The organism is Amycolatopsis sp. BJA-103, from assembly GCF_002849735.1.
Classification (GTDB): domain Bacteria; phylum Actinomycetota; class Actinomycetes; order Mycobacteriales; family Pseudonocardiaceae; genus Amycolatopsis.
In genome coordinates this window covers 3,799,388-3,815,028 of record NZ_CP017780.1, presented here as the reverse complement: position 1 = coordinate 3,815,028, position 15,641 = coordinate 3,799,388, and the positions used below count along the sequence as shown (strand labels likewise).

Sequence of the window (15,641 nt, the reverse complement as noted above, 5' to 3'; positions counted from 1 at the left end):
GCTCGACCTGCTGGTGGCCGGTCTGGTTGCTGCGAAACCCTGCTCGGTACCGGGAGGCGGGCGTCGCCTGGGGTGGTTCGGTCTCGTTGGCCGAAACCGCCGCGGGGTTCCCATTTCGCCCCACGGCGGCGTTCCACGCTCAGGTCAGCCGTGGCCGATCTCGGTCCGGTGCCACACGACCGGCGCGCCGCCTTCGTCGAGCGGCCCGTTCGCCGCGATCCCGGCGATCGCGCCGTCGTCACCGATCGCGTAGGCCCTTCCCACGGCGAAACCGTCGGGCAGCGGGAGCTTGGCCACCGAGCCGGGTGCCTGCCAAACCGCGGGGTGACCGTAGGACACTCCTGGCTCGGAGGTCAGCGCACCGGCGATCAGCCCCGATCCGTTGACCCGCAGCCCGGCACTGGAATCGGTCAGGCGTTCAGGAGAGATGGCGGATGTCCAGCGAAAGCCCGTCGAACCGTTGACTCCCTCCGCGTCGGCGCTGCCGACGACGGTCCCGTTCTTGATCGCGCGAGCCAGAGCGACGGTGTACCCGGCCGGGATGGCCAGTTTCTCCACTGTCCCGTTCCGCCAGGTGTAGGGCCGTCCGGACGAGTTGAACAGCACGGTTCCGTCGGTATCAAGATCCGCAGGCCGGGCGTCTTCGTCGGTCGGAATCACGATTGGACCGACGCCTGGCGACGGCCACACCACGGTCACGTGGGCGTCCGGCTTCTCCGTCGAAGCAGTGCCGAGGATGTCGCCGCGATCGTTGAGTGCCACGGCCCACGTTCGTGTGTACCCGGCGGGCACCGGGACCTCGTGAAAACCTCGTTCGTCCAGCACGAAGGTGCGCGTCCCGCCGGCTCCATTGGCCTCCAGGAGCACGGTCCCGGCGCTGTTCTGGTCGATGACGTGCGCGTCCTGGTAGCCGGACGGGACGCCGCGTACCGACACCTTCCCTTCTCGCCAGGTGACCACCTGGGTGTGATCGTCGATGGCGAGTTCGCCCGCGTAGCCACCCTTCCCGTCGGTGCCGAACACGAAACCCGTTGCCCCCGGGTGTCCCGCGGGCAACGGCAGCAGCGTCGCCTGCCAGCCCGGTACTGCCTCCGCCGACGCCACCCCCAGCGCTGTGGTCATGACCGCGGCTGCGACCAGGACACCTGCTCGCAGCGTTGTCCGAATGCTCATGAATCTCCCCATTCTTCCCCGACCTATGAGATTCACGCAGCCACGGCCGGATAGGTTGCTTGCCGGGCTTGGACATTGTCGAAGGTGGATGGATCAGGACGGCAGGCCGTACGCGTGGCTCATGTCGGAGTCGTGTGCCTGGTTCCTTGCTCACGGTGAAGTCCGCGTTGTCGAGTGGCACGTATTTGTGGTGTACCCAGTACGGGACTTTCACTTGGGACGTCTAGTACTTGTCGCATGGCGTGTTCGGCCGGCAGATCATCAGTTCGACGTCGCCGCCGGGGTGCCGCGGTCAATGTAGGCTATATTTAGAATATGGTGAATTTGGATGGGGTGCTGACTCGCGATGGTGGGGTGCTGCGGTACGGAGACCTGGCGGGGGACGGGCGTCCTGTCGTCTTCACGCACGGCGCCGGGATGGACCACCGGATGTTCGACGCGCAGGCACTGGCCCTGAACGAGGCTGGTCACCGGGTGGTCAGCTGGGATCAGCGGGGACACGGCGAGTCGAGCCTCGCACCGGGTGCCCGGTTCACCGCGGAGAGCGCGCTCGACGATCTGAGCGCTCTGCTCGACCACCTCGGTCTCGACCGCCCGGTCCTTGTCGGGCACTCGCTCGGCGGGAACCTCGCGCAGGCACTCGTCCGTCGCTTTCCCGCGCGCGTGTCCGGTCTCGTCGTCGTGGACTCGGCGTGGAACACCGGTCCGCTCACGGCGGTCGAGCGGTTCTCGCTGAAACTCGCCGCTCCGGCGCTCGCCCTCATCCCCGCCTCGCGGCTCCCGGGTCTCATGGCCAGGGCCTCGGCCGTGACCCCGGAAGGGATCGCCGAGTCCGAGGCGACGTTCGCGAACATGCCCAAACAGGTCTTCCTCGACGTCTGGCGGGCCACCGTGTCGTTCGTCGCCCCGGAACCGGGCTACCGCACTCCCGTGCCACTGGGCCTCATCCGCGGCGACCGCGACCGCACCGGCAACATCGCGGTCGCGATGCCTCGCTGGGCGCGGGCCGAAGGTGTGACCGAGCACGTCGTTCCCGATGCCGGACACGTGGTCACCCTCGACGCGGCGGACGCGGTGAGCACGGTGATCCGGGACATCATCGACGGCTGGGACGCGGCGATCGAGGAGCGCTCGGCGTGACCGTGGCCGACGACCGGGCCGCGTTCGCCACGGCGATGGGCGACTTCCTCGCGTCGTGGAACCTGCCCCGTGCGACGGGCCGGGTCTACGGGCGGCTCCTGCTCAACGCGGGTCCCGCGTCGCTGGACGAACTCGGCGAGGCACTCGGCCTCAGCAAGGGAGCGGTGAGCGTGGCCGTCCGCGAGCTGGTTTCCTGGGGGCTTGCCAGGACCATCCCGCAGCCGGGCAGCCGTCGGCTGCTCGTCGAGGTGGTGGGCGGGTTCGAGCAGCTCCTCGCGGCCAGTCACGAACGGACACGGGCGTTCGTCCGGGTGCTCCGGACCGGAACGACGAGTGCGGAGGACGAACGCGCCCAGTCCCGGCTCACGGAGGTCGCGGACTTCTTCGAGTCCTATGTGGACGCAGGAGAGCAGATGCTGCGAAACAGACGTTCGTAACGCGGCACCCGACCCGCCGCCAAACCTGGGAACGCGACGTCGATCCCGGCGCACGCAGCCTTCTCGGCGCGAAACGCCATGACGACAAAACCTGATCACGGTTCGCTTCACGTGATGGACGAGCCGCGACCGTGCCTGGACGCAGTCTCACCTCGCGGGGCCGATCGTGTCAGGGCGTTTCTGGGCGGGGATCGACTGGTCGTCCGCGCCTTGCTGGGCAATCATCGCCCCACCTGATCATGGCGATCAGTCAGGCCGTGCGCCGCGACACATCAAGCCGAGAAGAACTATGCCATGAGCGGACTTACAGGACACGGCCTAAGCCGCGAGGAGTAGGTTCCCGGCGCCGATTTCGTTCTCGTGGCAGAGGTTCTCGCCGCTTTCCGCGCTTAGCGTCGGAACGATGAAGATACGCATGATCGTTCTGATGGCCGTGGTCCTGGCCGGGGCCCTGCAAGGAAAAGCGGCGGCTGGAGCCGAGCATCGGCGGATCGGCTGGCACGACTGCCGGACGGGTCCGGACGACGAGACCGGGCAGCGGCTGGCGGACGCCGGGGCGAGTTGCGGTGAGGTCACCGTGCCGCTGGACTACGCCGATCCGGGCGGCCGGACCCTTTCCGTGGCCGTCGCCCGCCGCGCCGCGACCGATCCCGCACACCGGCTGGGCACCCTGGTGGTCAACATCGGCGGCCCCGGCCCGTCGCGGGAGGGCGTGGCCCTGCTCGCGCAGGGGCTCCCGCCGGAGGTCCCGTCCGGGGCGCAGTCGATCGCGGCACGATACGACCTGGTCGGGGTGGATCCGCGGTTCTTCGGGCTCAGCGCGCCCTTGGAATGCGGCTGGCCCACCGGCAAGTATCTGCGGAGTGCGCAGGTCGCCGGCCCCGACCGGGTCAGCTTCGATCGTGGCGCGGCTGTCGCGAAGGATCTCGCGGCTCGCTGCGCGGACCGGGGCGATGTCCTGCCGTACGCGTCCACACGCGACATGGCCAGGGACATGGACCTCGTCCGCGCCGCGCTCGGCGAGCAGAAGATCTCCTACCTCGGCTGGTCGTTCGGCAGCTATCTCGGCGCAGTCCACCTGCAGCTCTTTCCCCGCCGCGTCGACCGGATCGTGCTCGACAGCCCCGCCGCGCCCGAAGCCACGGGCCCGGCGCTGACCCGCGAGACCGGACCGGCGGACGCCGCCGCGCTGCGGGACTGGGCTTCCTGGGCCGCACGCCGGGACGAGCGGTACCACCTGGGCGCGACGGCCGCCGACGTCCTCGCCGCGGTGGACCGGATCGCCCGCGCCGCCGCCCGCGAACCTCTGCGGGTCGGCGGCCACCGGATCGACGCGGCGATGATCCCGGGGCTGCTTCTCACCGTCGACGACAGCGACGCGTTCTACGCCGAGTTCAGCGCCCAGGTCGTGGTGCTGCGCGACGCCGCTCGCGTACTCGTCGTCACGCCGACCCCCGCCCAGGAGTGGAAGCTTTCCCTGTACGACGACCCGAAAGTGGAACCCGCCTTCGGGTTCAGCGCCACGATCGCGAACCAGTGCGCGGACCGCGCCGCGTCCCGCGACCCGGAGACCTACTATCGGGACATTCAGGCACACCGGGCCGCCGAGCCGCTGTTCGGCCCGCTGGCGCGGGACATCACCCCGTGCGCGTTCTGGCCGGTCTCGCCCGCGGAGCCGCCCACCGTGATCGGCAACGACCGTCCCGCGCTGATCGTGGGCGCGTCCGGCGATCCTGTCACGCCGTACCCGGGACAGCGGTCCTTGCACCGGGCCTTGACGGGGTCCCGCATGGTCACGCTGGACGGTGCCTTCCGGCACGGTGTCTATCTCTTCGCCCGGGACAGTTGCGTCACCGGCGCCGTCGAGTCGTATCTCCTTGGCGGTTCCTTGCCCGGTGCCGATGTCACCTGCGCGAGTCAGCGCTCGCCGGGCCGGACCACGCCCGCCTCGTAGGCGAGCACCACCGCCTGGACCCGGTCGCGGACCCGCAGCTTGGCCAGGATGTTGCTTATGTGCGTCTTCACCGTGCCCGGCGCCACTGTCAGCCATTCGGCGATCTCGGTGTTGGACCAGCCGCGCGCCAGCCCGGTCAGCACCTCCCGTTCGCGCCCGGTCAGCGTCGCCGCCGACCGGGCCGCGGCGGGATCGAGCGGGGGAGCGAGCCGGTCCAGCAGCCGCCGGGTGGTGGACGCGGCGAGCACCGCGTCCCCGGCGTGCACGGTTCTGATCGCGGCCAGCAGCTCCTCCGGGGTGGCGTCCTTGAGCAGGAAGCCGTCCGCGCCCGCCCGTAGTGCGGCCAAGGCGTGTTCGTCGAGGTCGTAGGTGGTGAGCATGATGACCTTCGGCGCGCGGGGCAGGGCCAGTACCCGGCTGGTGGCCTCGACGCCGTCGAGCACCGGCATCCGCACGTCCATCAGCACCAGGTCGGGCGCCAGCCGCCGGGTGAGCTCGACGGCGGCGAGCCCGTCGCCCGCCCCGCCGACCACAGTCAGTTCCGGCTGGGCGTCGACGACCATCCGGAACCCCGCCCGGACCAGCGCCTGGTCGTCGGCCAGCAGGACACGGACCGGGCCCTCGCCGCTCACGCGGGCACCGGGAGCCGGGCGCGCAGGACGTGACCGCCGCCGGGCCTCGGCTCCAGCGTCACCGTGCCGCGGTAGGCACCCGCCCGTTCCCGCATGCCGACCAGGCCGTGCCCGCCGCCGGGACCCGCGATCCGGGCCCGGCCGTCGTCGAGGACGTCGATCTCCAGCCGTCCGGCGGGCCAGCGCACCGACACTTCGGCACGAGCGCCCGTCCCCGCGTGCTTCAGGACGTTCGTCAGCCCCTCCTGAACGATCCGGTAGCCGGTGAGGGAGAACCCGGGCTCGACCGGCCCCGGCGGGGTCTCGAAGGCGAGGCGGACGTCGAGCCCGCCCGCCCGCACACGGTCGACCAGACCGGGCAGATCGTCCAGACCCGGTTGGGGTTCCGCGGTTTCCGGGCCGTCCCGCAGCACGCCGAGCACCCGCCGGAGTTCACCCAGCGCCTGACGGCCGCAGTCGCCGATCGTGGCCAGCGCGGCCCGCCCGGCCTCCGGCGACGACACGGCCGCGTACCGGCCGCCGTCGGCCTGCGCGATCACGACCGCGAGCGAATGGGCGAGGATGTCGTGCATCTCGCGGGCGATCCGGGTCCGCTCCGCCAGCACGGCGAGCCGCGCCCGCTGGTCGCGTTCGGCGCGGCGCACCCGCCACAACGCCCCTATCGCCCACGCGGCCACCACCGTGCTGGCCAGAAAGGCGCCGACGAGCGCATGCGCCGTCGGGGAGGAAGGCAGCAGCGGCCAGCTCAGGCCGCCGAGCACGGCGCCGAAGAGGCCGACGGCGAGCCCGGCCCTGCCCGCCCATCGCGGTCCGTAGGCCGTCGCGGCGTGTACCGCCACCGGGACGGCGAGATCGGCCAAGAGCGCGCCATGGGTGTCCCGGACCGTCAGCCACTGGACACCCGCGACGCCCAGCACGAGCGCCGCGCACACCGCGGGCTTCCGCCGTCGCAGCGCCAACGGCAGCGGCAGGAACAGGGAGAACAGGAAGTAGGCGGTGTCCGCGCGGACGAACAGTCCGAAAAGGACACAACAGGCGGAGAGCAGGAGTGCGGTCACGACGTCGACGAGCGACTCGTTTCCGCGCAGCCAGGAGTCGAGCCGTTCACCGAACACGCCGTCACTGTATGGCCACCGGGGCGTTCGTCACTTCGCCGTGGGGGCTGACATGGCGTAGTCCTTCCGGGCTAGGCCATGTCATCGTGCATCAGCAGGCCCGCGATGGAGAGTTCGTCGATCGCGACCTTGCCGCCCATGCCGTGCCCGAGGACGAACACCCTGCCGGAGTCCACCGTGGCTCCTTGTAAGGCAACTGCGCGGTGGCTGCGGCGTGCTCGGCCTGGGAGCCGTACTCGGCGAACTCGGGCAGGGGGAGGGCGGCGGCTTTGGTCACCTGGTGGCAGCACCTGCCGAACCGGGACGAGCTGGAACCCGCTGCGCTGTTCGCCCGCCTCCGCCCGCTTCCGGGATCACCATGCGAGAACAGGTTGACATTCACATTAATGGGAATGTTCTGAGATCTGGTCATGATGATGACTGGTGGCCGGTCGGTACTGTTCCGCGTCGGACTCGCTCTGGAGGGTGTCGGCTGGCATCCCGCCGCGTGGCCGGAGTCGTCGATGACCGACCCCGCCGAACTCTTCGGCAGTCGCCATTGGACTGATTGGGGACGTGCGGCCGCGACGGGAGGCATCGACTTCGTGACCCTGGAAGACGGTTTGAGCGCGCAGACCGAGCAGTTCACGGGCGTGCCAGGCGACCCTCGGAAAGTGGTCAGGGGCAGGCTCGATCCGGTGGTGACCGCCGCGATCCTGTTGTCCTCCACCGATATCGGCGAGGTGGTGGTGTCCAGGAACGTGACCCACTCGAATCCCTTCCACGTCGCGACGCAACTGGCGTCGTTGGCCGCGATCGCACCGGGCCGGGTGACTTTCCGGCCCCAGGTGTCGGCTAACGCGGGTGACGCCACCGTGGTCGGCGGCACGCCGACTCCCCGGCTCGAGCCCGAGGACGTCCGGGCCCCGGTGCGCATCGCTCATCGCCTCCGGGACCTGTTCCGGGACGCGGAGTCCCAGGTGCGCGCGATTCGGAGCCTGTGGTCGACCTTCCCCCACGAGAGCCTGGGTTCCGGGGACGAATTCTGGCGGTACGGGCCGATCGCACCCCGCGTCCCGGACCATCACCCTGCCGCGGGGCCGCTGAACGTTCCCGTGGCCGTGCCGCCGCGAGTAGCTGCGCTCGCCCACCATGCCCTGGAGCCTTATCGGCTCGCTGCCGCGGTCGCCGACCGGGTCTTTCTCACACCGACCGCCGAGCATCCCGTGCCGGAACTGGTCGCGGCGTTCAGGCAAATCGAGGAGCTGACGCCAGATGCCACCAAGACTGAACTCTATGCGGACATCGCGGTTGTTCTCGGCGACACCGGCGACGGCGCGCGGGCCAGGCTCGCTCACCTGAACCATGTCACCGGCGCGGTCTGGTCGACCGATACCGGCATCTTCACCGGCACCGCGCCCGGGCTCGCGGAAGTCGTTACCGGCTGGCGCGATCAGGACGGGATCGCCGGTGTCCGCCTTCGGCCGGCGGTCCTCGATGAGGACGGGCAACGGATCATCCGCGACCTCGTCCCGTTGCTGGCCGCCCCGTGAGCTAATGGCTGCAGCGACCTGGACCTGCCCCAGTACGCCGGCAACAGCGTGACAGGGGTGGCCTGCCACGTGATCGGGCTGGTCGGTGTTGTATCGCGGCCGGCTACAGCTGGTAAGCAACGTCCATGCGTGATGGCGGGGATCTCGTGCTGAATCTGTCGGACGACGCGCGCCTGGGTGCGCTGACCGCCAGCCTGCTGCCCCGAAGCGGATGACGACGAGGATGCCGTTTCCGGGACGAACCTAGAAACGCTGCCGCGGATCGGCCCGTCGGGTCAGGACTCGGCCTCGCCTTGCCGGCGCCGGTCGGTTTCGGCGGTTTCGGCGAGCAGGGTTGCCCCTTGGTCGGTGAGAGTGTGCTGGACAGCTTCGGCGATACGTCGCGTGGAGATGAGGCCTGCTTCGCGGAGCACGCTCGCGTGCCGGCTGGCGGAGGCTACTGATGTGTTGGCTCGCCGGGCCAGTTCGGAGGTGGTGGCTCCGGTGCTGACGTTGGCCAGTACGGCCGCTCTGGTCGGGCCGAGAAGCGCGGCCAGGGATCGCTTCGCTTGCGGCGGGGCGCTCATTGCGTACCGCTTGAGGTCTTGCTGCATGGCGTAGGCAAGTGTCGGGGGCGCGTCGGGGACTTCGGAGAGCACGGGTTTGCCACGGTAGAAGACGGTGGGAACCAGCACCAGTCCTCGACCGTCCAGATGGAGGTCGCGGTCGGTGTGCGAGTCCACCTCGAGGATGGGCGGATTCCAGCGCATCGCGGGGCCGAGAGAGGCGAAGAGCCCGTCTACCCCCTTGAGCAGCATCGCGCGGCCCAGGACACCGCGTTCGATGGCGGCGAGGGCCAGCAGTTGGCTCCACGCCGGCACGAGGGCGACCTCGTGGTAGACGCGTAGTGCGTCGGCGACTTGAGTGAGGATTCCGGTGTCACCATCGGCCAGGTCTTGAGCCCAGGTCGGCAGCGGCTGAGATTCGGCAAGAAGCCCCAGCTCCGTACCCAACTGGCGGCGGGAAGTGGTCAGCACCCTCTCGATCCCGTCGTCCCAGCTGCGTGGGGCCTCCGCCGGGCTCAGGAAACTGAGAAGGTGGCCCGACGCTGGTACCAGTGTCTTGAGCAGGGTTTTCACCCCGGGTGGCGTCGTCGGCGCTGCCAGCTTGGACCGGGTCCGGCGCTGCCAGCAGTCGAACAACAGAATCGTGTTGCGTTGCTGCATGAGCCGCAGGCTGAGGACGGTCTCCCAGAGCGGATCGGACATCTCCGCGACCCGTGTGCGGGCCAGGTCAGCCATCGTGAAATGAATCCGCAGCATCACATCTCCCCAGGTGTGCACCGGCCAATCCATGATCAACTATCTACCAACAGCCTGCCGGTCGGAGACGCGGCGCGCATCCCCCATGAGATGCAAGTTCCCGGACCAAAGGGACGTTGTGGGGTGCAGGTGGCTGTGCCGGGCTACTTCGCGCCCGCATCGGTTGGGCTCCTCCCTCCTGAGGAGGAGGTTTTCATCCACGTGCAAAGGCACTGGTGCCAAGGGCAGATTCAGCTCAAGGTTCTTTCGCCGGGCAGATCGAACGACGGCGGAGTTCGACGGATTCATCGGATTCATCCATACCTTCACCTCAATAGTGGTGAGGCGGAACAGGGGGTAAATGCAGGTGTCACGACTACGTCCGCGAGGAAAATGGATTGCCGGTTTAGTTGCCACAGTCTTGACGACGGGTGCGTTGCCCTGTGTATCGGCCAGTGCCGTCAGTGGAGGTCCCGCCGCGGAAGGTGCTTACCGATTCGTCGCCAAGTTGGACTTCGGTACCGCAAATCGAAGTTGCAGTGGCGCGCTCATCGATCCGCAATGGGTGATCACCGCGAGTGCTTGCTTCGGCGCGGACCCCGAAACAGGGCGAGGTCTCCAGACAGGGCCGCCCAGTCAGCCCACCACGGCCACGTTCGGGCGTACTGGCGCGAGCGGCCAGGACGGCCCGGTGCTGAACGTCGTCACGGTGGTGGCTCATCCCGAGCGCGACCTCGCGCTCGTCAGGCTGGAGGAACCGGTCGCCGACATCGCGCCCTTGGCGATCGGTGTTTCGGCGCCGCGTCAAGACGAAGTGCTGACGACTGCCGGTTTCGGGCGGACGGCGACCGAGTGGTTGCCGTATCGGGTGCATACCGCACAGTTCTCCGTGACGTCGGTCGAGGCCACCACAGTGGGTATTGTTGGCACCACGCCGCAGGCCAGTATCTGCAAGGGTGACGCGGGAGGCCCGGCCTTCCGTACGAACGGCAGCGTTTCGGTCGAGTTGGTAGCCCTGCACAGCGCCTCGTGGCAGGCGGGCTGCAAGGGCGAGATCGAGAGCCGCAAGGGTGCCACTGAAACCAGGGTCGACGACCTCGGAGTTTGGATCCAGCAGCAGATCGTTCAGAACAGCTCGGATCTCGGCCCCGGAACCGGGCCCGCGGCGACGATGTTCCAGAACAAGTTGATGTTCTTCGGCCGAAACACCAGCAACGTCTTGCAGCGCTGGTCGATCAAGAACGGTGAGGCCCACCGGCAGGAGTCCTGGGGCGGCTCTGTCGTGGGCAAACCGGCCGCAGTGGTGTTCAAGGACCACGTCACCGTGTTCGCCAGGGGCGCTGATGGCACCTTGCAGCACTGGTGGACCGGGCCCGATGGCGTCCTCGGTGGACACGACACCTGGGGTGGCGGGCTGGGAGGCGATCCAACGGTTCTGGTATCCAACGGTTTCCTCACGGTGTTCGCCAGGGGTGCCGACGGCACCTTGCAGCATTGGTGGCTCGGCAAGAACGAGACCAGTTTTCACCGGGACCACTGGGGTGGCGGCGTAGCCGGAGATCCGGCCGCAGTGGTTTTCAACGACGCCATCACCGTCTTCGCTCGGGGCACCGACGGCACCCTGCAGCACTGGTGGCTCGGCAAGAACGAGACCAGCGCACATCGGGACCACTGGGGCGGCGGAGTCACCGGCAACCCCACGACCGCGGTCTTTAACGACGCCATCACCGTCTTCGCCCGGGGCACCGATGGCACTTTGCAGCACTGGTGGCTCGGCAAGAACGAGACCAGCGCTCACCGGGACCACTGGGGCGGCGGAGTCGCCGGCAACCCCAGCACGGCGGCCACGGGAGATGAACTCACCGTCTTCGCCCGGGGCACCGATGGCACTTTGCAGCATTGGTGGCTGGGCAGGAACGAGATCAGCGCACATCGGGACCACTGGGGCGGCGGAGTGACCGGTAACCCCACCGCGACCCGCTTCACCGACGGCAACGTGAACATCCTGACGGTATTCGCCCGTGGTGCCGGGAACAGCTTGCAGCACTGGTGGTTTTCCCCGGCGGACGGAGTCCACCGCGATCAGTGGGGAACAAGTTTCCTTAGTTGACCCAAGAGGTCGACCAGAACTTCATCGGACTGAATACGGAGAAACGAGAAGAATATGCGACTTTCCCCTCGCTTGCTGATCGTCGGCCTGGTCGGCGGCGCTACCTTGCTGGCAGGCACCCTTGCCGCGGAATCCGCCGAAAATGTTCATGCCGATGCGCCACCCAGTGTCGTTGAAACCTACGACCATCCTGGCGCGAGCGTGATACTCGCCAGTCGCGGCATTGTTGTCGGCAGAGGCGATGGCCATATCGAGCTCGTCGATTGCCCCAGTGACACGAGCACGGATCAGGATTACATCCTGGTCAAAGGGCGAAGTGCCACCGGGCTGGTAAAAGCCTGTTTCCGGGTAACCGGCGCCAGTGGCCGTCTGAGCATGGAATTGCCAAAAGTCTTCTACATCGAGGCCGACAGAAACCATCGTGTCAACGCCACGCTCAACACCAAGGGCGCGATCGAGAATGTCGATATTCCCAAGGGGGACGGAAAGTCGGTCGGTGAGGGCACCGGGCCCGCCAATGGCCCGTCCACGCTTCTGGAACTCACGGCCTTGCCATGAGCCGAGCGCGAACCAAGTGTTTGAAGGGATACGAACGCATGAGAACAAAGTCAGGCAGGGTGAGCAGAATGCGCGCGACCGTTGTGGTCGCCGCGACGGCTCTGATCGCGGGAATGACCGGTGTGCCGCTTGCCGCGGCGGATCCGCCGCCGGTGAATGAGCGTCAGCTGGTGGTGGACATGCTGAAAAGCGGAGGGCCCGGGACGACGCTCGCCGCGGAGGCCGCGTTGCTGGATTCCGATGCGGCACTGGGCGAATTCTTGCGTACCGGGCAGCACATTGCCCGCGAACAGGACAATCAGGTGCGGCTGGCCCAGATCATGCACACCGGTGGACCCGCGACGCGAGAGGCGGTCAGAGCCGCGTTCCGTGGTTCCGCGGACGGGGTGCGGGTATTCCTGGAATCGGGTTGGCGACCACCCTTCGAGCAGGACCAGCAGGTGGAGGTCACGCAGACCATGCACACCGGCGGGCCTGCGGTGCGGGAGGCGGCCCAGGCCGCGCTGCGTGGGTCCGCCAAGGATGTGTGGGATTTCCTGGTCACCAAACGATACGTCTTGCGGGCTGAGGACAACGAGGTACTGGCGACGCAGCTCATGGCCGTGGGTGGGGCCGCGGTGAAGCAGGCCGCCCGGTCCGCGCTGGCCGGTTCGGCCGAGGATGTCGAGGATTTCCTTCGCAAGGGGCAGTACCTGGCTCGGGCACGGGATGAGGAACGGGCCAGCGTCGCCGGATTGGCGGGCCAGGCGAAGGAAGCGGGCCAGCGGGCCGCCACCGAGACCGAGGCGGCGAAGGAAGCATCCGCCCGTGCCGTGGAGGCTTCTCGACTGGCCAAGGAGGCGGCGGAACGCGCCGCGAGCGAGACCGTGCAGGCCGGCGCCGATGCGGCGAAGGCCACTGCGGCGGCAGGCCGGGCAGCGGACGCCGCCTTGCGTGCGGCCGAAGCGACCCAGACCGCGATAGCGGCGGCCAACGCCGCCACCGCAGCTGCTCGCGGAGCGGCGAACGCCGCGGCCAAGGCGGCCTCCGCAGCTTCCGCGGCCGCGCAGGCCGCCGCCCGCGCCCGTAAGGCCGCGGCCGCCGCGGTCGGCGATGCCAAACAGGCCGAGGCGGCGGGCGCGGCAGCTGTCGACGCTCACAATGTCGCGTTGGCGACGAAGGACGCCGCCAACGCGATGCTCGCGATGGGCCCCGTGCTGCAGGAGGCCCGAACGGCCCTGCGGGCGGTCCTCAGCGCTCGTGGGCATTCCAGTGCCGCGGCTGCCGCGGCACTGGTGGCCGGTAACCAGTCCCATGCCGCAGGAGCGCAAGCCGAGCGCGCGAAGCAGGCCGCTGCCACCGCGAGGCGGCAGGCGGCGGAAGCTGACTCCGCGGCGAATGCCGCCGACGCGTACGCCTCGGAATCGGCTCAGGCCGCGACCGAGGCGTACGAGGCGGCGACCGGTGCGGCCGCGCATGCCGAAGCCGCGTCCATCGCGGCCCGGGAAGCCGCCGAACATGCCGGTCAGTCGGCTGACGCGGCGAGGGAAGCCACCGCTCATGCCGAAGCAGCACAGCAGGCGGCTGACGCCGCCGTGGCGGCGGCCAATCGGGCGAGCAAGGTCGAAGAAGACGCTCGCAAGTCGGACGCCGCACGGTTGAGCAGGGAGACATCCCAGGGGATCGCCGACGCGGAGATGGCGAAAACCAAGTACGAGGCGGGAAAGTCCACGCTCGCGTGGGAGGCCACCGAAGCCGCCAGACTGGACGCGGACACGCGACGACTGCTCGCCGAGGCGACGGCGCCGGGCGCCACTACCGAGGTCATCGTGGGCAATGGGCGCAAGGTCGCGATCAGGTCGATGCGCACAGGTGGCCCCTGGGCGCAGGCAGTGGCCGAAGCGGCACTCGTCGGCGGTGAATTCGACGTACGCGCGTTCGTGTCCAGCCAGCGTCAACTGGCCGCCGAACAGGACGACCGCACCCGGGTGGGCCACATCGCGGACAACACCGACCGACCCGAACAGCGGAAATCGGCCGAAGCGCTGATGTTCGGGCCTTATGCCGGAGTTCAGGAGTTCCTGCGTACTCGGCATTATCCTGGCAAGGAGGCAGATGATCAGGTTCTGATCGCCCAGCTCATGAACTCGGGCGGCCCCGCGGTAAAGGAAGCGGGCAGGGCAGCGTTGAACGGAACGCCCCAGCAGGTTCAAGACTTCCTTGAGCGTGGTCAGTTCGTTGCTGCCGAGCAGGACGATCAGGTCCAGGCCACCCGGTTTCTCAGTGCGGGCGGTGAAGTGAACGCCGCTGCACGGATCGCGTTGGCAGGGCCCCCGGACGTCGTGCGGGACTTCCTTCGGGTCGGTGTGCATCAAGCCAAGAAACGTGATCTCGAGACCGCGAGTCATGTCGCGGAGGTCCGTGGGTATGTCGCCGAGGCGGCACAGTCGGCTGCCACTGCTCGGCAGAACGCCGCCGAAGCGGGCAGGGTCGCGGCCATCGCCCGGAACGCGGCCGCCGAGGCGGAGGAGTACGCCAGGCGAGCCAGTGAATCGGCCAACGAGGCCAACGGTTATGCCGATCAAGCCCGCCAGTCCGCTGACCAGGCTCAGGAATCCGCGAACCAGGCCGCCCAATCGGCCAAGTCGGCCCGCGAAGCCGCCCAAGCCGCTCAGAGCCAGTCGGCGGCCGCCGCCCATTCCGCCGCACGGGCCAACTCCTCCGCGGCCCAAGCCCGTCGCTCCGCGTCCTCGGCGTCAGCCTCGGCCGCGCAAGCCAGGGCAGCGGCCATCGCGGCGGGGCAGAGCGCGGACAAGGCGGCCGCAGCGCTGGTCGGAGCCATGGAACACATGCTGAACCTGCAGAAGCAGGAGGAAGAGGCAAGGCGCAAGAAGGCTGCGGAACAACCGCCCGGGCAGCCGGTCGAACGCAAACCATGGGCGCTCGATCAGGAAAACATCGAGATGGAGCTGGCCGAGAAATACCACTATCAGCCAAAAGAGTTCGAGAAGATGATATCCATCTACGGACTTCCGCAGGCTGTTCGGTGGGAAGCACTCATGGAACTCGAAAACAGGCTGTGTGCCAAATTTCCCGGCAACTGTGAGGAAATCAACCTGCAAATGGCGGACCGCGGCCTATGGCTGGTATCGTCCAATGGGCCGATGGCGGGCAAAAAAGAGCTTCTGGAGGCAATGCGCGACGGCCTTAACTGGGTCATGGCCAGCAAGCGCAGCAAAGACATACTCAACGACAATTTGAGCGAAACTGCGAAAAGGAGAATGAAGGAGGATCGCAGCCTGACCCGGGACTTCCTTCGTACCGCCCTTCAGCTGGAAGTGGAAAAGTACATGAAAACCAAGTTTGGTGACCGGTTCAGGCTCGACGGAGGACTGGTCTACGACAGTGTGACCAAGAGTAGCGCGGAAGTGACCTGGCAAGGCCTGGTTCCGTCGATGTTGCCTGGCGGTAGGAATATCTATCAGACCCTGTATGTCGCTTACCAGCCTGTCGGTCTCAGATAGAAGTGAAGTAGCATCGGTCTGCGCTTCCTTCGGTCAGTTGGAGGAGGCAGGCGTCCGCGGATGCGTCGGTGCTGACCTCCTCGAAGTGCCGGTGGACGGTCGCCTGAATTTCGCCGTGCTCCGCGGGGAACCGTCCGATCAGGGCGAGGACCAGCTTCTTGAGGTTTTCGTCGGTGGGCGGAAGGTGGGACGGATCTTCCGGTATGG

General features: G+C 68.2%; 11 protein-coding genes. 7 read left to right on the top strand and 4 right to left on the bottom strand.

Annotated features, from left to right (window positions below; all coding sequences use genetic code 11):
- Positions 1-144: 144 nt before the first annotated feature.
- Entirely contained in the window at positions 145-1,173 is a 1,029-nt protein-coding gene (locus BKN51_RS16520) for a hypothetical protein (RefSeq protein ID WP_146044315.1), read from the bottom strand.
- Positions 1,174-1,488: 315 nt separating this feature from the next.
- On the opposite strand from BKN51_RS16520, the gene BKN51_RS16515 reads away from it, so the two are divergent.
- The 3 genes from BKN51_RS16515 (at position 1,489) to BKN51_RS16505 (ending at position 4,704) form a co-directional block, all read left to right on the top strand.
- Positions 1,489-2,313 (top strand): alpha/beta fold hydrolase, encoded by an 825-nt coding sequence (locus tag BKN51_RS16515; protein WP_101608507.1) that lies wholly within the window; start codon positions 1,489-1,491, stop codon positions 2,311-2,313.
- A complete protein-coding gene (locus tag BKN51_RS16510; RefSeq protein ID WP_101608506.1) occupies positions 2,310-2,750 on the top strand; it encodes a GbsR/MarR family transcriptional regulator in 441 nt (146 codons plus the stop codon). Before BKN51_RS16515 ends, BKN51_RS16510 begins: the two co-directional genes overlap by 4 nt.
- Before the next feature lie 403 nt (positions 2,751-3,153).
- The gene (locus BKN51_RS16505) at positions 3,154-4,704 is read left to right on the top strand and encodes an alpha/beta hydrolase (RefSeq protein ID WP_101608505.1); all 1,551 of its coding nucleotides are present in this window, start codon (positions 3,154-3,156) and stop codon (positions 4,702-4,704) included.
- Here BKN51_RS16505 and BKN51_RS16500 read toward each other — a convergent pair.
- Together BKN51_RS16500 and BKN51_RS16495 are read right to left on the bottom strand one after the other, a co-directional pair.
- A complete protein-coding gene (locus BKN51_RS16500; RefSeq protein ID WP_101608504.1) occupies positions 4,668-5,336 on the bottom strand; it encodes a response regulator in 669 nt (222 codons plus the stop codon). The two genes, BKN51_RS16505 and BKN51_RS16500, sit on opposite strands and share 37 nt — an antisense overlap.
- Positions 5,333-6,451, bottom strand: coding sequence for a sensor histidine kinase (locus BKN51_RS16495; RefSeq protein ID WP_101608503.1), 1,119 nt, complete (start codon positions 6,449-6,451; stop codon positions 5,333-5,335). Before BKN51_RS16495 ends, BKN51_RS16500 begins: the two co-directional genes overlap by 4 nt.
- A gap of 503 nt (positions 6,452-6,954) precedes the next feature.
- Here BKN51_RS16495 and BKN51_RS16485 point away from each other — a divergent pair.
- A complete protein-coding gene (locus tag BKN51_RS16485; protein ID WP_158255755.1) occupies positions 6,955-7,983 on the top strand; it encodes an LLM class flavin-dependent oxidoreductase in 1,029 nt (342 codons plus the stop codon).
- Positions 7,984-8,258: 275 nt separating this feature from the next.
- Here BKN51_RS16485 and BKN51_RS16480 read toward each other — a convergent pair whose 3' ends face one another.
- Positions 8,259-9,317: an ArsR/SmtB family transcription factor gene (locus BKN51_RS16480; protein ID WP_102906594.1), complete on the bottom strand. Its 1,059-nt coding sequence runs from the start codon at positions 9,315-9,317 to the stop codon at positions 8,259-8,261.
- Positions 9,318-9,624: 307 nt separating this feature from the next.
- Between BKN51_RS16480 and BKN51_RS16475 the strand changes: the two genes are divergently transcribed.
- The 3 genes from BKN51_RS16475 (at position 9,625) to BKN51_RS16465 (ending at position 15,434) form a co-directional block, all read left to right on the top strand.
- Positions 9,625-11,373 (top strand): trypsin-like serine protease, encoded by a 1,749-nt coding sequence (locus BKN51_RS16475; protein WP_101608499.1) that lies wholly within the window; start codon positions 9,625-9,627, stop codon positions 11,371-11,373.
- A 72-nt stretch (positions 11,374-11,445) separates the two neighbouring features.
- Positions 11,446-11,931 (top strand): hypothetical protein, encoded by a 486-nt coding sequence (locus BKN51_RS43130; protein ID WP_102906595.1) that lies wholly within the window; start codon positions 11,446-11,448, stop codon positions 11,929-11,931.
- Positions 11,932-11,999: 68 nt separating this feature from the next.
- Positions 12,000-15,434, top strand: coding sequence for an ALF repeat-containing protein (locus tag BKN51_RS16465; protein ID WP_158255757.1), 3,435 nt, complete (start codon positions 12,000-12,002; stop codon positions 15,432-15,434).
- Positions 15,435-15,641 lie beyond the last annotated feature (207 nt).